At 40.0% G+C, this 22812-nt stretch carries 17 protein-coding genes; 3 read left to right on the top strand and 14 right to left on the bottom strand.

Annotated features, from left to right (window positions below; translation table 11 throughout):
- Positions 1-161 precede the first annotated feature (161 nt).
- Positions 162-1169 carry a LacI family DNA-binding transcriptional regulator gene (locus tag FZF09_RS19460; protein WP_158738254.1) on the bottom strand — a complete coding sequence of 336 codons (1008 nt, stop codon included), beginning with the start codon at positions 1167-1169 and terminating at the stop codon, positions 162-164.
- 198 nt (positions 1170-1367) lie between these two features.
- On the opposite strand from FZF09_RS19460, the gene asnB reads away from it, so the two are divergent.
- Positions 1368-3254, top strand: coding sequence for an asparagine synthase (glutamine-hydrolyzing) (gene asnB, locus FZF09_RS19465; protein WP_158738255.1), 1887 nt, complete (start codon positions 1368-1370; stop codon positions 3252-3254).
- 398 nt (positions 3255-3652) lie between these two features.
- On the opposite strand, the gene phnE (FZF09_RS19470) is transcribed toward asnB, so the two are convergent.
- From phnE (FZF09_RS19470) to FZF09_RS19490, 5 genes are all read right to left on the bottom strand, one after another.
- Entirely contained in the window at positions 3653-4438 is a 786-nt protein-coding gene (gene phnE / locus FZF09_RS19470; RefSeq protein WP_158738256.1) for a phosphonate ABC transporter, permease protein PhnE, read from the bottom strand.
- Positions 4435-5238 carry a phosphonate ABC transporter, permease protein PhnE gene (phnE, locus tag FZF09_RS19475; RefSeq protein ID WP_233269572.1) on the bottom strand — a complete coding sequence of 268 codons (804 nt, stop codon included), beginning with the start codon at positions 5236-5238 and terminating at the stop codon, positions 4435-4437. The genes phnE (FZF09_RS19470) and phnE (FZF09_RS19475) overlap by 4 nt, the downstream gene beginning before the upstream one ends.
- Positions 5235-6005 carry a phosphonate ABC transporter ATP-binding protein gene (phnC, locus tag FZF09_RS19480; RefSeq protein ID WP_158738257.1) on the bottom strand — a complete coding sequence of 257 codons (771 nt, stop codon included), beginning with the start codon at positions 6003-6005 and terminating at the stop codon, positions 5235-5237. The genes phnE (FZF09_RS19475) and phnC overlap by 4 nt, the downstream gene beginning before the upstream one ends.
- Before the next feature lie 335 nt (positions 6006-6340).
- Entirely contained in the window at positions 6341-7369 is a 1029-nt protein-coding gene (locus FZF09_RS19485) for a phosphate/phosphite/phosphonate ABC transporter substrate-binding protein (RefSeq protein ID WP_158738258.1), read from the bottom strand.
- Between the two features lie 114 nt (positions 7370-7483).
- Positions 7484-10078 carry an endonuclease gene (locus FZF09_RS19490; RefSeq protein WP_233269573.1) on the bottom strand — a complete coding sequence of 865 codons (2595 nt, stop codon included), beginning with the start codon at positions 10076-10078 and terminating at the stop codon, positions 7484-7486.
- A gap of 175 nt (positions 10079-10253) precedes the next feature.
- On the opposite strand from FZF09_RS19490, the gene FZF09_RS19495 reads away from it, so the two are divergent.
- On the top strand, positions 10254-11099 hold the full coding sequence (locus FZF09_RS19495; protein ID WP_158738259.1) for an HAD family hydrolase: 846 nt from the start codon (positions 10254-10256) through the stop codon (positions 11097-11099).
- A 327-nt stretch (positions 11100-11426) separates the two neighbouring features.
- Here FZF09_RS19495 and FZF09_RS19500 read toward each other — a convergent pair whose 3' ends face one another.
- Entirely contained in the window at positions 11427-11996 is a 570-nt protein-coding gene (locus FZF09_RS19500; protein ID WP_158738260.1) for an FAD-dependent oxidoreductase, read from the bottom strand.
- A 689-nt stretch (positions 11997-12685) separates the two neighbouring features.
- Entirely contained in the window at positions 12686-13600 is a 915-nt protein-coding gene (locus FZF09_RS19505; RefSeq protein ID WP_158738261.1) for a TIGR01777 family oxidoreductase, read from the bottom strand.
- Positions 13601-13973: 373 nt separating this feature from the next.
- Here FZF09_RS19505 and cobT point away from each other — a divergent pair, with 373 nt between their 5' ends.
- Positions 13974-15017 (top strand): nicotinate-nucleotide--dimethylbenzimidazole phosphoribosyltransferase, encoded by a 1044-nt coding sequence (cobT, locus tag FZF09_RS19510; RefSeq protein WP_158738262.1) that lies wholly within the window; start codon positions 13974-13976, stop codon positions 15015-15017.
- Between the two features lie 18 nt (positions 15018-15035).
- Here the strand turns inward: cobT and FZF09_RS19515 are convergent, their stop codons facing one another.
- The 6 genes from FZF09_RS19515 to dcuS all read right to left on the bottom strand — a co-directional run bounded on the left by FZF09_RS19515 (position 15036) and on the right by dcuS (position 22499).
- Positions 15036-16463 carry a sensor histidine kinase gene (locus FZF09_RS19515; RefSeq protein ID WP_158738292.1) on the bottom strand — a complete coding sequence of 476 codons (1428 nt, stop codon included), beginning with the start codon at positions 16461-16463 and terminating at the stop codon, positions 15036-15038.
- Positions 16456-17139, bottom strand: coding sequence for a response regulator transcription factor (locus tag FZF09_RS19520; RefSeq protein ID WP_158738263.1), 684 nt, complete (start codon positions 17137-17139; stop codon positions 16456-16458). The genes FZF09_RS19515 and FZF09_RS19520 overlap by 8 nt, the downstream gene beginning before the upstream one ends.
- 375 nt (positions 17140-17514) lie before the next feature.
- Positions 17515-18156, bottom strand: coding sequence for a hypothetical protein (locus tag FZF09_RS19525; protein WP_158738264.1), 642 nt, complete (start codon positions 18154-18156; stop codon positions 17515-17517).
- A gap of 182 nt (positions 18157-18338) precedes the next feature.
- The gene (locus FZF09_RS19530) at positions 18339-20027 is read right to left on the bottom strand and encodes an SLC13 family permease (protein WP_158738265.1); all 1689 of its coding nucleotides are present in this window, start codon (positions 20025-20027) and stop codon (positions 18339-18341) included.
- Positions 20028-20166: 139 nt separating this feature from the next.
- Positions 20167-20892: a response regulator gene (locus FZF09_RS19535; RefSeq protein ID WP_158738266.1), complete on the bottom strand. Its 726-nt coding sequence runs from the start codon at positions 20890-20892 to the stop codon at positions 20167-20169.
- Complete coding sequence (gene dcuS / locus FZF09_RS19540) at positions 20889-22499, bottom strand: DcuS/MalK family sensor histidine kinase (RefSeq protein WP_158738267.1); 1611 nt, start codon at positions 22497-22499, stop codon at positions 20889-20891. Before dcuS ends, FZF09_RS19535 begins: the two co-directional genes overlap by 4 nt.
- Positions 22500-22812: the final 313 nt, after the last annotated feature.

A 22812-nucleotide genomic window follows, 5' to 3' on the forward strand; every position in this document is an offset into this window, starting at 1 on the left:
GCTGAATTCTTCCCTCTAACTGCTGAATTGCCGAAAGAAAGGGTTGAATACAGCTTCCTCTCAGCTGAATTTCCTCTGCTAAGCGCTGAACCCTCCCTTTAAACATTGTCGACGAAATTGAAAGCGAAAAGAGTAAACGTTTACTCTTTTCGTAAAGTATCCTACAGTTCTTTTACTGACTCCCGTTCCACAATACGATGAGGCATAATAATGCTTTGCCCATCTTCTCCTGTTTTTAACATCTCAAACAGTAATTCTGCTGCTTTTTCTCCCATTTCTCTTAAAGGCTGGGCAACGGTAGTGAGCGGCGGAATCGCCATTTCTGAAATCTTAATATTGTCATAGCCAATGATAGAAATATCATTCGGGACAGCGATATTCATTTTATAAGCAGAAGCGATCGCGCCGACTGCCATTTCATCACTGGCGGCAAATACGGCCGTAATATCTTCGCCTTCCTGTCTTAGCTTTTTAAACATTTCCATGCCTTCTTTATAGGAAAATCCTTCGGCTGAGAAGACGGAAGGTTTTTCAGTAAGCAATCCGTGGTCACGAAGAGCTGCTTGAAATCCTTCGATTCTCGGAAGACCGGCAATCATATCGTCTGGATTGCCGCTAATCATTCCAATCTTCCGGTGCCCTTTTTCGATTAAATAAGAAGCGGCCGTATAGGCAGCATCTTGGTCGTCCACTTTTACATACGGCAGCAGATGCTTTTGAGATTTGGTAGACACTAGAACGGTTGGCACCTTCATATCTTTAATAGCTTCATAATATTCGTCGGTTAACATTTCACTGGCAAACAAGATGCCTTCCACTCTTTTTTCATTTAAAAGCTGAAGATAGTCGAGTGTTCTCTTTCCTTGCGATGCTGTATTACACACAATCACGCTATGTCCCAATTGGTGTGTAACATTTTCAATACCATGAAGCAGCTCTGAGGTGACCATACCGGAGACATTAGGAAAAAGAACCCCAATAGTTTGTGTTTTATTATTAATTAACCCTCGTGCTACAGCGTTTGGCTTATACCCCAATTCTTCGATTGCTGCTTTCACCCGCTTCTTTGTTCCCTCGGAGTAGCCGGCAGAAGTGCTATTTAGAATTCTTGAAACAGTTGCAATAGAAACATTTGCGTGCTTGGCCACGTCTTTTATGGTTGGATTCATTTTCTATCTTCCTCTCAGCTAAGTAAACGTTTACTCAAACAGAAAAAATATAGAGTAAACGTTTACTCTTCATATGATTGACCTTAATGTACCATCTATCACATGTCAAGAAAAATAAATTTATTTTTTGTCACTTTTTCTCTAGTTGTTGCGTCAAACTAATGTAAAATATATACAGAAAAACAAGGGGGTAGTTAAATGTGCGGATTTCTCGGGGAATTGACTGATTTTCCAAAAACGATAAATGAACAAGATAAATTACGATTTTACGAAAGAAACAATTTACTTTATCATCGCGGGCCTGATGAAGAAGGCTTCTATTTTGATGAACACGTTTCCTTAGGTTTCAGGCGATTAAGTATTATTGATTTAGAAAGTGGAAGTCAGCCGGCCAGCTATGACAGTGAAAGATATTGGATTGTGTTTAACGGAGAAATATATAACTTTTTATACTTAAAAAGTCAGCTTGTTGATAAGGGGTATAGTTTTTCTACCTCCTCAGAGGCGGAGGTTATTGCAGCGATGTTTACTCATTGGCACGTTAACATGTTTTCATACCTTCGCGGTATGTTTGCTATTCTTATTTGGGATAAAGATGAAAAAGAACTGTATGGAGCCAGAGATTTTTTTGGTATAAAACCGCTGTATTATAAAGAGGAAGTTGAAAGGATCACTTTTTCATCTGAAAAGAAAACCTTAATGGCAGAAAAAGAAAATATAAATAAAGAAGCGCTGCACCATTACATGAGTTTTCAATATGTCCCTGAACATACGCTAACGGCAAACATTTGCACCCTTGCCCCAGGCTGTTACTTTAAGAAAATACCAGGGAAGCCTATTGTTATTTTGAAATATTGGGAACCTTCTTTTCAACCAGTTTACCGTGAAAAAACAGAATGGCAGACACTTATTAAAGAAACATTATTTTCATCCGTCCACGCCCACTTACAAAGTGACGTTCCCATTGGTTCTTTTTTGTCTGGGGGCGTTGACTCTGCCATTATCGCATCGATTGCAAAAGAGTTTAAACCGGACTTGACTACTTTTTCCATTGGATTTGAAATACCAGGTTATTCTGAACTCGATGTGGCAAGAGAAACAGCTGAAAAACTAAAAATAAAAAATAAAAGATACACTATTTCCGCTAATGAATTTGCAGAAAGTATTCCAAAAATCATGTGGCACATGGATGACCCTCTAGCCGATCCTTCCTGTGTTCCTCTATATTTTTTAGCGAAAGAAGCAAGAAAACACGTCAAAGTTGTTTTGTCCGGAGAAGGAGCAGATGAGTTATTTGGCGGTTACAATATTTACCGAGAGCCCTCTTCGTTAAAGCTATTTAATTATTGTCCGGCTGTTTTACGCGACTTATTAAATCAAGCTGCTAAAGCGCTTCCGGATCGAATGAAAGGAAAGAATTTTATTGAAAGAGGTACGACACCTCTTGCTGAAAGGTATATTGGCAATGCCAAAATGTTTGAAGAACATGAAAAACGATTGTTTTTAAGAAATACGTCAGATGACTGGAACTATCAAACAGTTACTCGTCCTTTGTTTGAAAAAGCTAAGCATTTACATCCGGTCCAGCAAATGCAGGCCATAGATATTCAAACGTGGCTCCGCGGTGATATTTTATTAAAAGCAGATAAGATGACAATGGCTCATTCTTTGGAACTACGTGTTCCGTTTCTAGATAAAGAGGTATTTGATGTGGCTCGCAAACTGATATTTAACCTCACTATAGCCAATAAAACGACAAAATCAATTTTGCGGGATTCTTTTCGCGGAATTGTCCCAGACCATGTATATGATCGCAAAAAACTAGGATTCCCTGTCCCAATTCGTCATTGGTTAAAACACGAACTGTTTGATTGGGCAGTACATCTTATTAAAAACAGTCAAACGGAACGTTATATCGACAAATCATACATTTTATCGCTATTAGAAGCTCATGCTTTAAACAAAGCAGACTACAGCCGTAAAATTTGGACCGTGCTCATTTTTATGATTTGGCATAACGTTTATATGGAAAACAAATATCCATTGGAAAGTACGCAGGCGCAGCCAGTCTTAGCAAGTGTTTAATGATAATTAGCAGTTATGGCAATGCCTTAAGAGATTCGAAACAAATAGCACAGCTGGCTCACTCTCTCATATTAGGAAAACTTGACTTACCGAAAGTCCAAATAGTGTTTTGCAAAGTTAATTCCCTATATAAAAAAAGCGCAAGCGCCCTGGTCAGCCGCGACAGGTTCTGGAGCTTTCGCGCAGGGTCGCCTGCGGCCCAGAGTCGAAAGGGAAGAAACCCCGAGCGGCTGGGCGCTGAAGCTAGACATCAAAAACGCCAACTATTTATAATTTCTTACCTTTGTATAAAAAAGCGAATTATTTGCAGTAAATGCAATGATTCGCTTTTTTTACAGTGTCCTCCTTTGCGGCTCCCATTGGGATTTATTTTCCAGAAACAGTATTCATCTTACCCGTTAAGTTAAACGAGCTCTTATTTTACCTGATATTATATCAATCATTGTTACCATTACGATGATGCCAAGTAAAATTATTCCAACTCGTTCCCAGTCTCTTACACTTAAAGCAAATATGAGCGGAGTGCCGATCCCTCCTGCCCCAATAATGCCTAAAATCGTAGCAGCCCGGACGTTAATTTCAAAGCGGTACAAAACGAAAGAAAAAAAGTTTGGCAAAACCTGAGGAATCACTGCAAACATAAGGGTTTTCACAGGATTGGCTCCCGTTGCAACCAATGCTTCTCGAGCACTTAAGTCTACTCCTTCCATATCCTCAGAAATAAGCTTTCCGAGCATCCCAACTGCTCCAATCCCCAGGGCTAGAACCCCCGAAAAAGCTCCGGGACCAACTGCTTTGATAAACAAAAGCGCAAGCACTATATCAGGAAAGACACGAATGAAGCTTAAAATAAATTTATTTGTTCCAACAATAGCTTTATTCTTCATGATATTACGAGCAGCCATAAACGAAAAAGGGATGCACAGAAAGGATGCGATAAACGTTCCCAGTAACGCTATCGCCAACGTGTCCAGCAAACCACGCAGCAAATCCTCTCCTTTTGGATCATAAACATAAGTCCAGTCCGGCTGCAGCAGCCCTGAAAAAATAGAAGAAATAACTTCCATCGAAGTTTCTTTAAACTGCAAAACCGGCAAACCAGAAAATGCCCAAATGTAAACAGCCAGTACAGCGATCACAACCAGCACTCTTCGAATAATTAGAAGTGATTTGTCTCGCTTCATGTTAATTTCTCCCTTGCAACCGTACTAACATAGTCAATAATTAACACTACTGCTAAGGTATATACAATCAAGGAAGCCGTTTTATCGTATTCAAAAAAGCCTAACGTTTGTTCATAATACAATCCAATTCCTCCTGCACCGACTAACCCCAGTACAGCTGCCGCTCGGACATTAATTTCAAAGGCATATAAAAAAAACGAGACAAACGTCGAAGTAACTTGGGGAACAACTCCAAATACGATCCACTTTATCTTATTAGCACCAACAGCGGTCATTGCTTCCATTGGTCCAGGATCAATGGATTCAATCGACTCATAGAACAATTTGGCAATAATGCCGAGTGAAAAGAGAGCTAACGCAAAAATACCTGGAATAGGACCAATACCAAATATAGCCACAAATATCGCAGCCAAAAGAAGTTCTGGAAGTGTTCGAATTAAATTTAAAATAAATCGGCAAGGGATGGTTACCCATGACGTATGAATAACATTTCTAGCCGCCAGCATAGAAAGCGGTGCGGCTAAAAGCCCCCCAATCGTCGTACCGACCACTGCCATTCTGATTGTTTCTAAAATCGGAACAGTGATCTGAGAGAAATAACCCCAATTCGGAGGAATCAATTGGACAATGAGATCCCACATATTTGGGAGACCAGACATCAATTCTTCCAATGAAAACCCTATCTGCCAGCCGCTTGCCATTACTAGCAGTAAAACAAGCAGAACAGTTATGTGCTGCTTCGTTTTTTTAGGCGGAGCCGGCATTCCTGTGGTTTGATTTTTTAATTCTGCTGTTCTCATCGCGCCACACCCATTATTTCATCTTCTTCCAACGGACGTCCGTAAATCTCAGCAAACATCTCGTCTGTTGCATTTTCAACTGGTCCATCAAAAACAACTTCTCCTTGCTTTAAACCGATTATTCTCGTAGCATATTTTCTTGCCACGTCGATAAAATGCAAATTAACAACCATTGTTATACCTAATTCCTGGTTTATATGCTGCAAGTCATCCATCACTTGTTTTGTCGTTAACGGATCAAGTGATGCCACGGGCTCATCAGCAAGAATAAGTTTTGCTTCTTGCGCTAATGCCCTGGCAATTGAAACCCGCTGCTGCTGCCCGCCGGAAAGCTGGTCTGCTCTCATGTAAGCTTTTTCAGGCATATTCACTCGTTTTAAAGCCTGAATGGCAAGTTCTTTATCCTTTTTTGGAAACAAACCGAGAACCATCTTCCACGTCGCATGGTACCCTACCCGTCCGGATAGGACGTTACGCATCACAGAAGAACGTTTTACAAGATTAAAATGTTGAAAGATCATCCCAATGTCACGGCGAATACGGTATAAGTCGGTTCCTTGTGCTTTTGTAATAGATTTACCTCCAACGATAATTTCTCCGTCACTTACTTCATGCAGGCGATTAATGGACCGAAGCAGCGTCGATTTTCCTGCGCCGGATAAACCAACAACTACAACAAATTCACCTTTTTCTATTTTTACATTGATGTTTTTTAATCCTCTTGTTCCGTTTGGATACACTTTAGAAACATTCTTAAACTCTATCACATTTTTTCACCTGCTCTTTCTTTCCTTCGGTAAACGTGAATTTCAGACTTTTTAAAGTAAAATTGGGTAGTGCCATGTCTTTAGGCGAAGGCGATTGCCTAGTTGCACTTATACTGATTTCCTCAACGTTTTGACGACATCGATGATTCATCCACGCTAAAATTTTATGCTTTCCTGTTAAAGGGTCAAAGTATAAGAAAAACTAAGACTTCGCCATAAGGACTCGGCGGCAAGTCAAGTTTTTCTAGAAGATGAAACTTACTATAGTACAAGGAAAGAGCTGCCCAAGACGTTTGTCCACGGCAGCTCTTCTTGTCCATATTCTCACGTAGACGTTACTCGACTTCTGCACTTACTTTCTCTTCGTATTCTCTTACGATATCAAAATTGCTGTCATCAGATTCGGTGTATCCTTCATGGGAATAAATATCACGAATAATCTCACGGCCTTCTTCATCTTTTCCAATGCTGATAAACGCTTGTGTTACATCTTCTTTCATATCGTCGGTAATTTCTGGGCGAATGGCGATCGTGTCATTTGGAATATCTTCTGTAAACTCTATAACTTTTGTTTCATCAAACACTTCTTCGTAATCTCCAACTACCGTATTACGAGCGTCCTGGAAAGTTACAGCAGCATCTACATCTCCATTTAAAAGAGCGATAATGGCCTGATCATGACCTTTCAACGTAATGGGTTCTACGTCTTGAAGAGGATGAAGGCCGACATCCATTAAAGAAGCTGCCGGCCATACAAAACCAGCGGAGGATGTTACATTCTGATAACCAATTGCTTTTCCTTCAAGATCTTCAAGAGATTCGATATCGGAATCTTCATTTACAATAAACATAGATTTATAGAAATCAACGAGCTCGTCCGTTGCAGAACCATCTTCATCGTTTACACCATATCGCTGCGCCTGAAGAATGACTTCTGCCGCTCCTTGTTCTTCAGCTAATACATACGCAGTTGGCGGCAAAAATCCTACATCTATCTGTTCAGAGTCCATTGCCTCTACAATCGTATTGTAATCAGTTGATACGCTTACTGTTACCGGAATCCCTAATTCATCACCGAGAAGTTCTTCTAACGGCTTTGCTTTCGCTTCGAGCGTGTCAGCGTTTTGAGAAGGGACAAATTGTACAGTAAGTTCGTCAAGTTCTTCCCCCTCTTCACTAGCTGTTTCTTCGTTTTCTTCACTTACTTCTGCCTCGGCCTCATCTTCTTCTGCTTCTACTTCTTCGTTTGATTCTGCTTCGATTTCTTCTCCCGCTGCTTCTTCTGATTCCTCGCCTTCACCGCAAGCTGTCATCAATCCTAGTGATAGAAGCAGTGAATACCCCATGTACGCAAATTTCTTCATGTTTTTACCCCCTAAAGTCTTAGTAAGTATTTCTCACTACACTCTAGCAAACTTGTGTAAAAGGAATATTTTTCTTCCTTGTTGAAATAATTAATTTTGTTTATTTTTTGTAAATTATTGGGGGTATTGCCAGTATTGCAAGTATTCTTCTTCTATTTTTTTACCAGATTGTGCTTTCATCTGATGCTGCAATGCATTCCATTTCCCTTGCCGGGATGGTTCATTTTTTGCCTGCTGGACATTCTCTGCTTTTTTCAGCAAGCGTTCCGCCACTTTATCATTTTTAATAAACCCTTGGTGTTTTCCTTCTGCAATCAAATCGTCTAATTGTGATAAGTCAAGCACTGCCTCTACTGTAAAAGTACGTTCTGTACTATTTCCTTCCTCATCCGCTGCTTTGATGTTTATTTCATATTCACCAGGAGTAACCTGTAAAGGCGAAATTTTCACTTGATCTTCCCATGTTTCCCCGTTAAGAGAGGCTGTCACTTCAGCAATATCATTATCTTTATCCGTTACCGTAAGAGGTACGGAGTATTCTTTTGTTATATCAAACGTAGAAAAATCAATATTCTTAATGACCGGCGGGTGTGTTTCTTTATTGATATCTTCCAAATTTAAAAGCATAAGCTGATAAGTGTTCTGATAAATAGAAGCAATTCCGGCAATCGTTACAATATCTCCTTCTTGGAATTGAGATTGAAATGATTCTAAGGAGATTCCTGTTCGATTGTCCACCCGCACTCTCGTTGTTTTACCATTTTTAGTGATATCAAATTCAAATGCATTATAATAACTTTCTATATTTTTGACAGTACCAGAAGATATTTCTACACGCTCTCCTTGGTGCTGATCATTTACTTCGTCCACTGTATAATACGGCGGTAATTCTGTTGTTCCATTCTTTTCTATCGATTCAATGTCTGTCAGCTCGATTTGATTTTGAAAAGACGCTGTCGATCCTGTTATTGTTACGTGCTCACCTTTTTCAAAACCCCTGTCATGCTGATAAATATATACTCCTCCTGTATCATCTTGCACATAAAAGCCTTGAGCTCCAAATATCCCTGGTGTGGAAGTAATCACGCCCTCTACTTGGACAGTTGTCCCTCCTGTTTGCTGACGAACTTCAGCAATTGTCATAAGTTCGGGCTCTTCTTCTCCCGGATTATCGGATGTTTCATCAGCCAATGCAACTGTTGTCGTATAAAGGTTGCTTCCACCTTGTCTTAAGCGCAGGTTAGCTGCTCCATCCGTTCCTTCTTTTACCTTAACGGTTAATTCTTTTACAGCCATTCCTTCTTCATCCGCTGTTACCGAAAACTCCTCGCTGTATCCGTAAGAAGAGGGCCAGCTTCCATCTTCGTTTTGTACTTGGGCTATTTGCTCTCCTCCATCAAGATACATACCAGCGTTATATCCTGTTACTGTTTCTCCAGCTTGCAGCCCTTCTATGATTAATTCCAAAGTGAAAGATTCGTTGTTTGGAAGCGGGTCTTGATGCTGAAATTGATAAGAAGGATCCTTTTCTGCTTCCTCATATGATCCATAAGATCCTGGAGCAAATGTATCCGGGTTGTACCACTCATAACCTGCTTCAGGCTCTGACCAGGGCTCTGTTTCTGGTTCTGTAGATTGTTCAGGGATTTCTTTATCTAAAAGCGGCGAGACGTTATCCAACGGTATATCTTTTTCAGAAAAGCTTTTATAGGATTCTTCTTCTGCTAACCAATCCACCATATTTAAAAGTAAAACGGAATCGTCTGCTTCTTGAAACCCGTCATATGTCGTTTTACTATCTCCTGTTTCTTCATTGCGATATTTAGGAGTAGCGTCTTCAACAGGAGAAGAGTCTCCGATAAAAGCAGCCTTACCGGCTTGCAGTTTAGAAATAGCAGCATAAGGACCTTCTTCTTCTCCGCCTCCAAAGTAGATTCCTTCATCTACAGCCGGTCCCCATTTATCACTTTCATTTAAATTTTCAGGTAAATAAACAATCCCCTTTGCTTTATCTGGATCTGTGATCGCTAACGTGGAGCCGGCATGCATCGCAACTTCATTCACTCCTTCCGTAATACCAAACGTTTCGTCAGGTGAAACAATATCATCGGCCATCACTGTACCAGGAGCGTTATATCGAAAGCGAATACCAAAATGATCAGCTAACCAATCTGAACTTTCTACTCCTTCTATTGCTTCTTTTTCATTATCATCCATGTCTTTTGCTGGATTATCGTAAGCACCGCGGCGGTAGCCATTCATAATTTCTGATGAATCCCAGCGATTTTTATTGCGATCTGCGTTGTAGTGATCAGATATAAAGAAAACACTGCCTCCGTTTTCGGTATATTCAATTAGTGCTTCTTGCTCTTCTTTTTGAAAAGGGATATTAGCCTCCGGAATGATAAACACGTCATACGGTTCTAAATCCTCGACTTGTATTGGGGTTGTTTGCCGAAGCTCCTCTACGTAATAACCTTTATCAGCAATTCCTTCTGCAAAATCAGAAAATGCCCCATCAATCACCCAGTCAGCTTGTCCAGCTGTCTGCCCGTGCGTATTATCAAATAATACTTGTTTTCCATTTGCCTCTTCAGGCTCGATAACTGGCGCAGGGTCTTGTGGACCAAATGCTGCTACCGTTCCCGGGATCCATAAACACACTGCGAGGACAACCACAGATAAAAACGTGACATGACGTAATTTCACTTTTATTTCCTCCTTTTTACAATTATTTATTATCACCGCTAAGTATAAAGATCCTTTATGTACGCACTTTTAAAATAGTGTAAATATTTTATAATACTTGTATTATTTTCCTATTTTTTCTTTTTCTCTTTGGTATACTAATGAAACAATAAAAGACAGGGGAAGGAAGGTCACATTGCCAATTCAGTGGAATGAAATAAAAACAGCGATATTTGATTTGGATGGAACATTGTATGAAGATACTCATCATTTTGAGTACTATGCAGCATTACTAGAAGAAAAGCTAGATAAGAACGATCGGAATTCTTTTAGAAAAGATTATGAAAACATGCTGAAAGGAAAGCATCCGGTGGCTGTCGGCCGTGTATATGATGCAGTCCGCGACCGTGTGTTAGAAGTAGATCCGGAAACAAACCGAGTTATAAACACATGGGATTGGGAAGGAAAACCCGTTACAAAAGAAGAGGAATATAAAGAGCCGATTACTTTTGATTTTGATTCAATGATTGCGATTGGAGATGGTTGGTGGCTCCCTGTAGCAGCAGCAAAGCACTATGGTGTGCAAAGTACTTATGATGCTTACCATAAAACTAAGGAATTTATGCAAACAGAAGCCTTTCAATTTACTGAACAGCCCGAACGGCGAAAAGCGCTTAAGCAGCTTAGAGATCATATGAAACTTATTCTTATCACGAATTCTCAAGCAGATGATGTAAAACGGCTGCTTGATACTTTAGATTTAAACGGTATTTTTCATGAAGTGATTGCTAATGCCAAAAAGCCTGTACACACTGAAGAGCACTTCAAAAAAATAATAGAAACAGAAGAGATACTGCCAAATGAAGCGGTCTCGCTTGGTGATAACTATTTAAATGATATCGTTCCAGCAGAAAATCTTGGAATGAACGCTGTCCTTATCGACCCACAAGGCTGTACAACGACACGCGGACATACAGAGTGTGTTCAATCACTGACAGACTTATTTCCAACCATTAAGAAATTACAGCACACTTCCTTTTAGAAAAACTGGGCTTTCTGCCAAGTACGAATGTCGAAAGCTAGTTTTGCTTATGCTTTGATCGTTTAACAAAGTTAAATATTTTAAAAGTATTAAGGTAAACTCGCCAATTAGCAGTCTTGACAGGCGAAGGTACGCAAACTTAATATGGAAGTATTTATCTGTAACCGGAAAAATCTCATTACTTAGGGAAATGGCTCTAGTGGTATGGCTAAAGCTACGTTGTTATACCGATACGGATCTCTGGTCGCTGCATTACTTCCAGAATACACTAGAGCCTTTTTCTTTCATACAGCTTCCGTTTTCATATCTAACGCTTGGGAAAAAACTCTACTTTGATTTTAAAACGTCATGGTCTACATAACGTTCACCATTTAATTCCGTAAGTACATTTATCGCTACTTTTGCTCCGTCACCTGCAGTAATAATCGTGTGTACACTCACACCAGCAACGGTCCCTGCTGCCCATACGCCTTGTACGCTTGTTTTGCCAGCATCATCTGTGTCTATGATTGTTTTAATACGCGGTTCCTTTCCTTCCGCTGTTTTTATACCTGATGTTTCTGCAAGCTTGGTGTTTCCTCCAGTTGTCATAATAACGTGTTTGGCTTCATAGCTGCCGTCATCTGTCTCGACTATTACGCGCTGATCTTTTTCATTTTTTACGGTATTGACCTGGGTTTTTACCATTTCCGCTCCGAACTTTTGCGCTTGTTCTTTTCCTGTTTGCAAAAGCTCAGGTCCTTCGATTTCCGGAACACCGTAGTGGTTTTCTACCCAAGCTGCTTTGGTCATGCTTTGATCGTTATCAAGGACGAGAGTTTTCTTACCTGCTTTTGCAGTAAATAATGCAGCACTTGCGCCGGCAGGTCCTGCTCCGACAATAATTACGTCATACATGTGTAACTCCTCCTATTTATTATTTGCTTTTTTCTAACCACTAACAGTTTAAATCTATTAGATTAAAGAGGTCAAAGAAAACGCTTGCAAAATTTATTAGCACACACAGATTCTATTCATTTTTATTCCTCATTCAGCTCTTCTTTTTTTGACTCTATTTGCATCCGATTCAGCGATTCTCTTTTGTTATCAAGCGCTTCGCATTTGGTTTCAGAGCTTCGAACCTAATTATCAGCTAAACTCTATTAATCCCAAATGGAAATTTTGGATTTAGTAAGTCCTTATGTCGGAAGTCGTAATTATCCTTATAACTTCATCCTTTAACACAATTAAATATCACCAAAATCCAAAAAATAAATCCCCGATTGCTGCGCTCGGGGATTCGAAAAAGTATAAGGAGGCTTAAAAGCTTGCGGATGGAATGATTTCATAGCGAAAAGGGTAAGCTGACCTCTCATCAATCAGCCAATTATTTAAAGGAGGAATTATCATGATCGCCTGAAGAAATCGTCCTTACCACATTTTTTTACTTTTTAGATGCTGGCATGGGCCTCCTTATATTAAAAAGGGGGAGTTGGGATAGATGAGAGTGTTTGCTATCTATCCTTTACAATTCATACTGTACGCTTGTTTTATGTCAGCAAAATGTCAGGATAACAATTTTTTAGTAATACGCTGTTCTTTTCTGTTTATCCCGACAATAAATCAGACAGTGCGGTTTTAAGATTATTATATTGAAAAGTGAACCCTTCATCTATTAATTTTTGCGGCAAAGCATTGCGGCCTGTTAAAGCAAGGCTTGGCTCTGTCCCCATCACCACGTAAGCTCCTGCCCAAACGAGCGGCGTTGGAGCAGGCGGAGCCCAGCCTTTATTCAACACTTTGCGTAGCGTTTTCATGAATTCTTTATTCGTTACTGGCTGCGGTCCGGTTGCATTATAAATGCCGCCCATTGATTTATCTTCTATCGCTTTTAGAAACATACTATTTAAATCATCAATATGCAGCCAGCTTATATACTGATTGCCGGGACCAACTTTACCGCCGAGATTGTATTTAACCAATTTTTTTAACGGTTCTAATGCACCGCCATCACGCCCAAGAGCAAAACCTATTCTAAGCATTGCTTGCCTTGTATGGGGAAGGGATGCTGCAAAAAAGGCTTTTTCCCAAAGCTGGCAGACTTTGACCGAAAAGCCTTCTCCATGTGGAGAGTTTTCGGTGCATACATCTCTTGTATTTCCAAAGATAGCAAGAGAACCTGCTTGAACAAATGCTTGAGGCGGCTGCTCGCATGTTTGAATCGCTTTTTGCAGGATTCTCACAGAGTAATAACGAGAACGAATGATTTCTTTTTTATTTTCTTCGGTATAGATGCAGTTCACACTTTTTCCGGTGAAGTTTACGACGGCATAACATCCGTCCAGCTCTTTTGCCCATTCTCCCATCGTTCTGCCATCCCAATGGACATAACGGATACTATTCTCCACTCGAGAATGTCCTCTAGTTAGAATTGTTACGTCGTATCCTTTATTTAAAAGAAACAAGGCTAACGATTGACCGAGAAAACCAGAACCGCCCGGAAGTACAATTTTTTTATTCATATATATCCCTTCCTTCAAAAGCGCAAAAACTAGTATCTTTCTAACCATACCATATTTTCAGACTTATACGTTTCCTTTTAAAATTATTGGTAAAAGGTGTATGATTACTATAGGAAGCAACCGCTGGATGCTGATGAAATATTAGAAAAACTTGACTTACCTCCAATCCCTATGGAGGAAGTCATAGTTTTACTTATACTTTGTTCATTTTAAAAAAGTTAATCATTTCTAAAGTATTAGAAAAACTTGACTTACCGCCAACACCTATGGCGTAACTCATAGTTTTGCTTATAATTTATTCCGTTAACAAAGTTAAACTTTCCTAAAGTATCATGACAATAATATAAACAGATCAGTAAAGGAGACAGGCGAAATGAAAATTGATCAATGGATGTCCCGTATACCTTCCCTGGATAAGGAAGCAGGCGATAAAGCAGCAGCATACATAGATAATTTAACGAAACCACCGGGAAGTCTCGGCCGTCTTGAAACCATCGCAGCCAAATTAGCCGCCATGACTGGCAATCCTTTTCCAGATGTCACACCAGCGGGCGTGCTTGTGTTCGCGGCTGATCACGGCATCACTGCAGAAGGTGTGTCTGCTTTTCCTCAAGAAATAACGGTGCAGATGGCCAAAAACTTCTTAAAAAAAGGCGCTGCTATCAATGTGTTTTCTAATCAAATCAATGCCGATTTCCAGCTGATTGATATTGGAATGGCCAAAGAAGTAAACGAAGACGGAATTATTTCGAGAAAAATAAAAGCAGGAACGGCCAACTTTTGCAAAGAAGACGCGATGTCAAGAGATGAAGCCGTTCAGGCGATGGAAGCCGGTTTTGAAGAAGCCGAAAAAATGATTACCCAAAAAGGGATTAAATGCCTGATTTTAGGCGAAATGGGTATTGGCAATACGACGGCAAGCAGTGCAATGATATCTGCGTTCACCAATAAAAATCCAGCTAGCGTCACAGGTCCTGGTACTGGTCTCACGAAAGAGCGCATGCTTCATAAACAGCATATTCTTCAAACTGCACTGCAAAACAGAAACATAAATAACCATGATCCACTTGATGTGCTAGCAAAAGTAGGTGGATTGGAAATAGCCGGCATCACCGGTGCCATGCTGGCCGCTGCGTCTCATCGGGTGCCCATTTTGGTTGATGGCTTTATTAGTGCTGCCGCTGCCGTTACTGCTCAAGCCCTTTCACCGCTTGCTGCAGATTATATGTTCGTCGGCCATTATTCGACTGAACCAGGACATGCTATTGCCATAGAAATACTGGACAAGAAACCTTTGCTTGATCTTCAGATGAGACTTGGCGAAGGCAGCGGAGCAGCTCTTGCTTTTCCTATTTTGCGTTCAGCTTGTGCGATGGTTCGTGAAATGGCTACCTTTGAAGACTTAGCCAACTATTAAAAGAGCAGCCGCTTCACTTTATCGTTTTCCTTCTATTGGAAGTTTAAGCGTAAATACCGTACTTCCAGGACTACTTTCTTTTAAGAAAAGGTCACCCTCCATGCTTTGGGCAATCATTTTACTAAATGGCAGTCCAAGCCCTAAACCGTGAGTGTCGTATTTTTTATTTTCACCTCGGTAAAACCGTTCAAAAATAAAATCTTTTTCCTCTTCTTTAATGCCCGGTCCATTATCTTCTACATTTATTTCGATCCAACCGGGCCTTTCTTTTTTTATCGAAATAGAAAGAATCCCATTTCTTTTAACGGCTTGTTTTGCGTTGTTCAGTAGGTTTATCATTATTTGCTGAATCCGGATGGAATCCACCTTTGCGTATATATCGTCTTTTGGCAGATTTTTGTTTATTTTTAGACCTTCTTCATCATTAGCTACCTGCCATTGATGAAGAATTTCTTTTATTAATTTATTTACTTCATATTTTTCTTTTGTAATCGGTATGGCATGTGCCGCAAAGGAGTTAAATTCAAGTAAATCAGCTACCATTGTTTTCATACGGTTTGCTTCATTTAATGAGACATTCAGAAAATCTTTCGCTTCCTCCCCATGCACTACATCATCCCGAACTGCTTGAATAAGCCCTGTCATAGACGTGATGGGTGTTTTCAATTCGTGTGTCACCCCTGCAAGCAGTTCAGAACGAAGAGCTTCTAGCTGCTCGAGCCGGCTTGACATTTCTTTAAATGAATGAACGAGTTCGTGTACTTCTTGCTCTTTCATATTCTCTGGAAGTGTGAAGTTATAATTCTGTTCTTGGACATGTTTGGCAGCAACAGCTACATCTTGTATCGGCTTTGACAACTTTCTTGAAAGAAAATAAATAGTGGCCCAGCCAATTAGTGCCAGGGAGAAAAGCATTATCGCAAGCAGCCGGTACTCTTCATTCATCTGTGTGAGCTGATTGGCAGACTGAATAATAACTACCCAGCCAGCAGTTACCCCATCTGCTTGTATGGGTCGTTTTACGATATAAGAATGGGCTCCATTATCTAATTTGAGACGCTGCACTTCACTTTCAGCTTGTAGAATTCTTAGTGGGAACCTTTCTGATGTAAAAGGTTCTCTTTCAAATGGATTAGACAATACTCTTCCATTTGCATTGACAATATATATAATCGGATCTAGCTGCGTATCAATGATATTCTGGCGTTCTTGAATATACTCCAGTACGCCTTCTCTAGGAACTGTTTCTCCTGCTTGTTCCTCTACAAACCGATCAGCAATTTCTTGAGCTAAATATTTCGTAACATTTAAACGATGTTCAAGATTTGTATGACGAATCCATATTACAGACACGATCGCCACGACAATGAGACCAATAATCAACGTAATAAAATATCGTGTGGTCCAATAACGAAGTAATGAAATTTTCTTGTTGTTGTTATTCATATACACAAAATTGATACCCCAATCCTCGCAGCGTTTTTATTTCACCTTCTGTCTCCGGCCAGTTCTGGAGTGACTTTCTAATACGTTTGATGGATAAGTCCACCGCCCGGTCACTGCCTTCGTAATCTATTCCCCAGACATGTTCAATTAATTGTTCTCTATCAAATGTTTGATTCGGGTGTCTGGCAAGAAAAAATAACAAAGACAAATCCCTCGGTGTTAACGGCACATCCACACCATTTAGTTTAACACTATGGGCTCTTTCGTTAAGTGTTAAACTGCCATAGTGTTTAACTTCCTCTTCTTGCAGCGTTTGGCCTGTTCTGCGCAGCACCGCTTTCACTCTAGCAACTACCTCACTCGCATCGAATGGTTTTGCGATGTAATCATCCGCCCCGCTATTTAACCCTTTCAAACGATAATCCACATCCCCGAGCGCTGTCAGCATGATAACAGCACATGCGCTTTCTTCACGGATTAGATCTAAAATACTCCATCCATCTTTTCCTGGTAGCATGACATCAACAAGAGCCAGGTCTGGCTGCATACTACGAAAAGCTGGCATAGCTTCATCTCCATGAAAAACTGCTTTCACTTCATATCCTTCTTTTTGCATATATGCTTGCAGCACTTTGCTGATCGCTGCTTCATCTTCTATAATTAATATTTTGGTCATTTATACGCTCACTCCTTCACTTTCCCTTTCAAAAAGGGACATGAAGATAGAATTATTACGTTCTGATAGTACTTTGAAAAACACAGCTTACCGACAAAATTAAATGACAAGTTTTAGCTTTACTTATACTTTTGATAACTAGGAAATTAAACTTTCTTAAAGTATAAGAGAAATATGAGTCCACTTCCAATTTTCATAAAAAATATTACTTTCCAAACAGTACAAAAGGAAACCCCCGATTTATGCATCAGGGATTTCCATATATCTATCAAAAGGGGGTCAATGAAAAAGATAGCTTTTTGATCGCTTATTGTGTGCTGCTTTACAGCAAGGGGTTCTTTATATGCAGGCTGCTGGGGGACAGCGCTGCATTGTTTATTCATACATTAAGGGGTCAACATCATGCTTTCCGGCAGGGAAGATGTCTAAATGTTTTGCTTCTTCCTCATGTTGATTTACAATTTCGTCCAGTATTTCTTCTGAACTTTTTCCGGCAGTTTCAATTCCGATCTCGTCTGCTGCCATCTGAACTTGTTTTGCTTTTATTTCTACCATAATCTGCTGTACTTCTTTACCATGGGGGTCAATGTTTAGTTCTGCTGCTTCTTTTTTTAGTTCTGCAAGGCTCACTTCTTTCACTAACTCATTTACATCTTTTCCGTTTGCCTCGATACCATAGTCTGCTGCTTTTTTCTTTAAAGCTTCTTCTCTCCCTTTTTCAGACAACGTTTCATTCTCTTTTTTATTTGAACCTATTCCTAATTGATTAATATATGGTTTGGTGGCTGCTGCATCTTTATTTAAAGTTTTTATCCTCATTTCCTTACTGCGTTTTTGATTAAAATTACTAGCTGCTTTGTTGGGAGAAAAGCTTATTTCGTTCTGATTTACTGCTTTTTTGGCAGCTATGCTGTCTGTGGATTGCTGGGCGGCACCTGCTAGACCTGGTGTGGTGCCAATTATTCCAATAGACAAAACGGATGCCAGAAGATAATTTTTTTTACGTTTCCATAGCACCTCACTTCCCTCCTGGAATATTTGATTGGATCAGCTCTTGCCGATCACATTTTTAACTTTAAAGCACCTATATGTCAGCATGATGTCAATCAAAAAACTTTTTCTCCAAATGTTATACGTTCTGTATGTGTATTTCGAATCGAAAAACCGTCCCAGATTTTATCCGGGACGGTTCCTCCTGTTTATCTAAACTGTGATGGTATGCTTTGCAGGTCAATTCCCCATACGACTGGTAAATAAAAAGTTACAGATAACACAATGATAATTATCGCGAGAATATTTAACCAAAAACCGTTTTGCACCATTTGAATAATTTTCAGTTTGCCTGTTCCAAATATGATAGCGTTTGGCGGCGTTCCGACTGGAAGCATAAATGCACAGTTTGCTGCCATCGCACACGGCACCATTAACGCATAAGGGTGTACGTTTAAGGCAAACGCCAAGGACGCTACGACAGGCAGTATCATTGTACCCGTTGCTGTGTTTGAAGTTATCTCCGTTAAAAACAGCACCAATGCGGTTGCTACAAGTACGATAAGGATAAAGTTCATGCCTTCAAGGACAGTCAGTTGTTCACCAATCCAATTAGACAGCTCCGTTTCACTGAAACCAGCTGCAATCGCAAGACCTCCCCCGAATAGCAGAAGAATACCCCATGGAATTTCTCTGGAATCTTTCCATTCTAACAGCTTTGTTGCTTCTTTTTTCTTTGCCGGAATCATGAAAAGAAGCACCGTAGCTGTCATCGCAATCATTCCGTCACCGATACCTGGAACACCTACGATGTCTTCCCAAATAAACGTACGTGTAATCCACATAAATGCAGCAAACAAGAAGACAGAAAGCACTGCTTTTTCTTCGTACGATATATTTCCAAGGGCCGTTTTTTCACGCTGAATGAGTTCACGTCCGCCCGGAAGCTGCTGCATGTTAATTGGATAGACAATACGTGTAAGATACAGCCATGCACTAACCAATAAAATGGCAACAAGAGGTACTGCAAACGCCATCCAGCCTGCAAAAGAGATTTGAACGCCATAAAGACTATCAACGGTCCCCGCTAGAATGCTGTTTGGCGGTGTTCCAATTAATGTCCCAAGCCCGCCGATAGTACCGGAATAACCGATACCAAAAATGATGGCTTTTTCAAACTTAGGAACATCAACCTCATGCTTGTCTCCTTTCACAGCTTGTGACACTTGATATGTTATCGCTAAACCGATTGGTATCATCATCATAACAGCCGCTGTATTAGAAACCCACATGGAAAGAAAACCGCTGGCAATCATAAATCCTAATATGATTTTTCTTGTGCTTGTCCCAATAATTGAGATAATATTCAGAGCAATTCGCTTATGAAGATCCCATTTCTCCATTGCTGTTGCAATAAAGAAACCACCAAGAAATAAGAAAATAATGTTATCTCCATAGGCGGAAAAAACTGTATCCCCATCTAGAGCTCCTGTAATTGGCAATAGAATAATCGGCAAAAGGGAAGTCGCTGGAATGGGAATAGCTTCTGTAATCCACCAGGTTGCGATCCACAGAGTCGATGCCAATACGGCTTTTGCTTCTGGATTCAACCCTTCTGGATTAAAAAACAACAATGTAAATATAAACAATAAAGGCCCCAATAGAAGTCCTATAAACTGTGCTCTTGTGTAAGCTGGTTTTTCCTCGTCATCACCTGATTTTCCTCCTGGTCCGCCTGGGCCTCCCGGACCGCTTCCAACAGCTGAATCTGCTTGATGCTTTTTTGTTTCCGCAGCCTTTCCTGCTTGTCTTATTTGTGAGAAAGTCAGCAGCTTTTTTGTCTGCGCATGGGACGACCAAAGGCTTTTCCAAACGGAAGCTGCAGTTCCTTTAGACATAAAAACTCCTCCCTTCATGATGTAAACGTTTTCTAATCACTATAAAAGATAGAAGGGTGAAAATATACCTTTCGTAAGTAATCCAAGTTTTTTGTAACTAAAAAAAGTAAGAAAAGGATTAAAAAGAAAGCAGCCAGGTTTATTCTTTATCTGCTGCCATGAATGTGTTGATCACATCTATTTTCTCTATCCTTAAGCAAAATTGGTGACGTGGTCTTCCGGTTGATTGGTAAATAACATCAGCTTCTAACACATCGACGTCAACTAAATAATGTAAGTATTTCCTCACAGACACCCTTGAAATTCCAGTTGCTTCAGCTATATCTTTGGCTGAAAACGTTCGATCCTGCCATGCTTTTATTTGTTTGGCAATACGGGCAAACGTAATAGGGGTAAGCCCTTTTGGCAGTGAGGGGGGCTTTCCCTCTGATTCCTCTCTGTTTAATAAAAATGGATCCAGTTCTTCCTGACTCACTGCTTCTGCCTCGTTAATAAAAGCCTGCTTTTTCTTATAAAGAAGCAAAGACTCCCTAAAACGCTCAAAATCAAATGGCTTAATTAAATAATCAACGGCACCGTAACGAAGAGCTGTCTGAACGGAGTAATTGTCATTTGCAGCTGTAATAATGATAACGTCTACAGGTCTGCCGCTTTTTCTAAGTTCCATTAGCATCTCAAGCCCGGTGGTTTTTGACATATAAACATCTAATAAAAGCAAATCCACCTCCTCTCTCTTTAAAAATTCCCATGCTTGTGCTACATTATGCACCACTCCGGCAGCTTCAAATCCGTCCACTTTTTCCACGTACACTCGATTAAACTTTGCTACCATTGGATCGTCTTCTACAATTAATATCTTTATCATGCTTTTTCACCTTCATATGGAATCTTCACTTTAAAAATGGTTCCTTGCTCCTCTTCTGTTCTCACACTAATGGTGCCATTTAACTCTTGCAGAGCTTTATTTATTAAGTACATACCTAGGCCTCTATTTTCCCCTTTTGTAGAACGTCCTTTCCTAAATAATTGTTTCACGTTCGTTTCACTCATCCCAGGTCCATTGTCTTTCATTATAAAATGAAAATACCCATCTATATAATTAATAGTCATTTCTATTCGTTTATCTTCCTGATCTGCTATGGCCTCGAATGCATTATCGCTTAAATTTCCAATGATGGTAATAAGGGCATCTATTTTTTCTGTGTCCTTTAATATTGGCAGCGGGAAATCGCCATTTATTTCAACCTTTGTCCCTCTTTCTTGAAAATGGTTGAGTTTATTCAACAAAAAACCTGCTAACACGGGATCCTTCACGACACGGGATATAGAACCTACTTCTTGTTGATAAGCTTTCGATATTTGTTTTATATAATCCTTAAGCTCTTGATAGGATTCTGTATGTACCATTGCTGACATTACGTGCAGTTTATTCATAAATTCATGGGTTTTCTCACGCAAGGTTTCTGCATAATGTTTCGCACCTGTCAGCTGTTCTACAAGGGATGCTAGTTCTGATTTGTCTCGAAACGTTGCCAAAGCCCCGACTACCTGCCCATTTATAATTACTGGCACTCGGCTTTCGACCAATACCACCCCATTTAAAATGTGTTCTTGGTCGAATTCAGCTGTTTGATGAGTAAGTACTTGCTTTAACGATGAAGATTTTAAAAAATATTCTGCATCCTGTCCGATTGGATTTTTTATTAAACCAGTTTTTCTAAAAAGCTCTTTAGCAGCATCATTAGCAACAACAATCGTGCCTGTGTCATCAATAGCTATAATTCCTTCCCGAACGGATGCAAGCATAGCTTCTCTTTCTTGAAGAAGCTGTGCTATTTCTTTTGGCTCGAGACCATGAAGCGTTCGTTTGACGCGCCGGGCCAAAAAGACAGCACCAATAATACCAGCCAGCATGCCAGCTCCTGTACCAAGATAGACCATGCGTTGTTGCTTCATGACAACACTTTCTACATTATCTAATAAAATACCGACAGAAACGACCCCGATTTGTCCGCCATTTTCGTTCCAAATCGGTACAAAAGAACGAAGCGACTCCCCAAGTGTCCCTTCTGCAACAGAAGTGTAGCGTTCTCCTTGAAATGCCCTGTCTTCATCTCCTCCAACAAAATACTGACCTATCCGCTCTTCCACTGGGTGAGACTGTCGAATACGGTTCATATCCATGACCACAATATATTCCACATTGGTGTTTGCCTGTACGTCTTGGGTATATGATTGAATGGTTTCCGACGGTTCTCTATCTGCTAACCCTTCCATTACAACCGGCGCACGGCTTACCGTATTTGCAATATTCATCGTTTTATCTTCTAGAGTTTCTCTTGCCTTTTCTGATGTATCCCTTCCAATTAATAAACCTGTCACAGATAATGCGACAATGAGAACGAGACATACAAGCAATGTGATCCACGTTTGCAGTCTAAGTGTTTTGTGTTTGTGAAAAAATCCTTTCATATATATCTCCTTGACTACGTGTTCTGTTCATCTAATGTACTATATCCAAAAGGGTGAGTCTATTTTCTTTTTTAACCATACTAGGTACTAATGTTTAGATGAGACGTGCTGTAATCTATCAAAAAAAGCACTTTCCTTTGTACTGATCAAAAAGTATTAGATTATGTCGAAGCAAGACGACGATATTCACTGCGACAAGCCGAGTTGTTCTATGAGTGCGGATTTCTCTTTTCGATATATACAACCAGATTTGTGAACTTTTTCATCAATATCTATAAGTGATGATTTTTCTCCATTATAAATCCTTTTCATG

The sequence above is a fragment of the Alteribacillus sp. YIM 98480 genome, assembly GCF_009765375.1.
Classification (GTDB): domain Bacteria; phylum Bacillota; class Bacilli; order Bacillales; family Marinococcaceae; genus Alteribacillus.

Bases quoted from the DNA above. Each gene is read 5' to 3' on its own strand.
- asnB (WP_158738255.1), top strand. From the start codon at position 1,368: ATGTGCGGATTTCTCGGGGAATTGACTGATTTTCCAAAAACGATAAAT.
- dcuS (WP_158738267.1), bottom strand. From the start codon at position 22,499: ATGAAAGGATTTTTTCACAAACACAAAACACTTAGACTGCAAACGTGG.
- FZF09_RS19505 (WP_158738261.1), bottom strand. From the start codon at position 13,600: ATGAATAAAAAAATTGTACTTCCGGGCGGTTCTGGTTTTCTCGGTCAA.
- FZF09_RS19485 (WP_158738258.1), bottom strand. From the start codon at position 7,369: ATGAAGAAATTTGCGTACATGGGGTATTCACTGCTTCTATCACTAGGA.
- FZF09_RS19530 (WP_158738265.1), bottom strand. From the start codon at position 20,027: ATGTCTAAAGGAACTGCAGCTTCCGTTTGGAAAAGCCTTTGGTCGTCC.
- cobT (WP_158738262.1), top strand. From the start codon at position 13,974: ATGAAAATTGATCAATGGATGTCCCGTATACCTTCCCTGGATAAGGAA.
- FZF09_RS19535 (WP_158738266.1), bottom strand. From the start codon at position 20,892: ATGATAAAGATATTAATTGTAGAAGACGATCCAATGGTAGCAAAGTTT.
- phnE (WP_233269572.1), bottom strand. From the start codon at position 5,238: ATGAGAACAGCAGAATTAAAAAATCAAACCACAGGAATGCCGGCTCCG.
- phnE (WP_158738256.1), bottom strand. From the start codon at position 4,438: ATGAAGCGAGACAAATCACTTCTAATTATTCGAAGAGTGCTGGTTGTG.
- FZF09_RS19460 (WP_158738254.1), bottom strand. From the start codon at position 1,169: ATGAATCCAACCATAAAAGACGTGGCCAAGCACGCAAATGTTTCTATT.
- FZF09_RS19500 (WP_158738260.1), bottom strand. From the start codon at position 11,996: ATGTATGACGTAATTATTGTCGGAGCAGGACCTGCCGGCGCAAGTGCT.
- FZF09_RS19515 (WP_158738292.1), bottom strand. From the start codon at position 16,463: ATGAATAACAACAACAAGAAAATTTCATTACTTCGTTATTGGACCACA.
- FZF09_RS19520 (WP_158738263.1), bottom strand. From the start codon at position 17,139: ATGACCAAAATATTAATTATAGAAGATGAAGCAGCGATCAGCAAAGTG.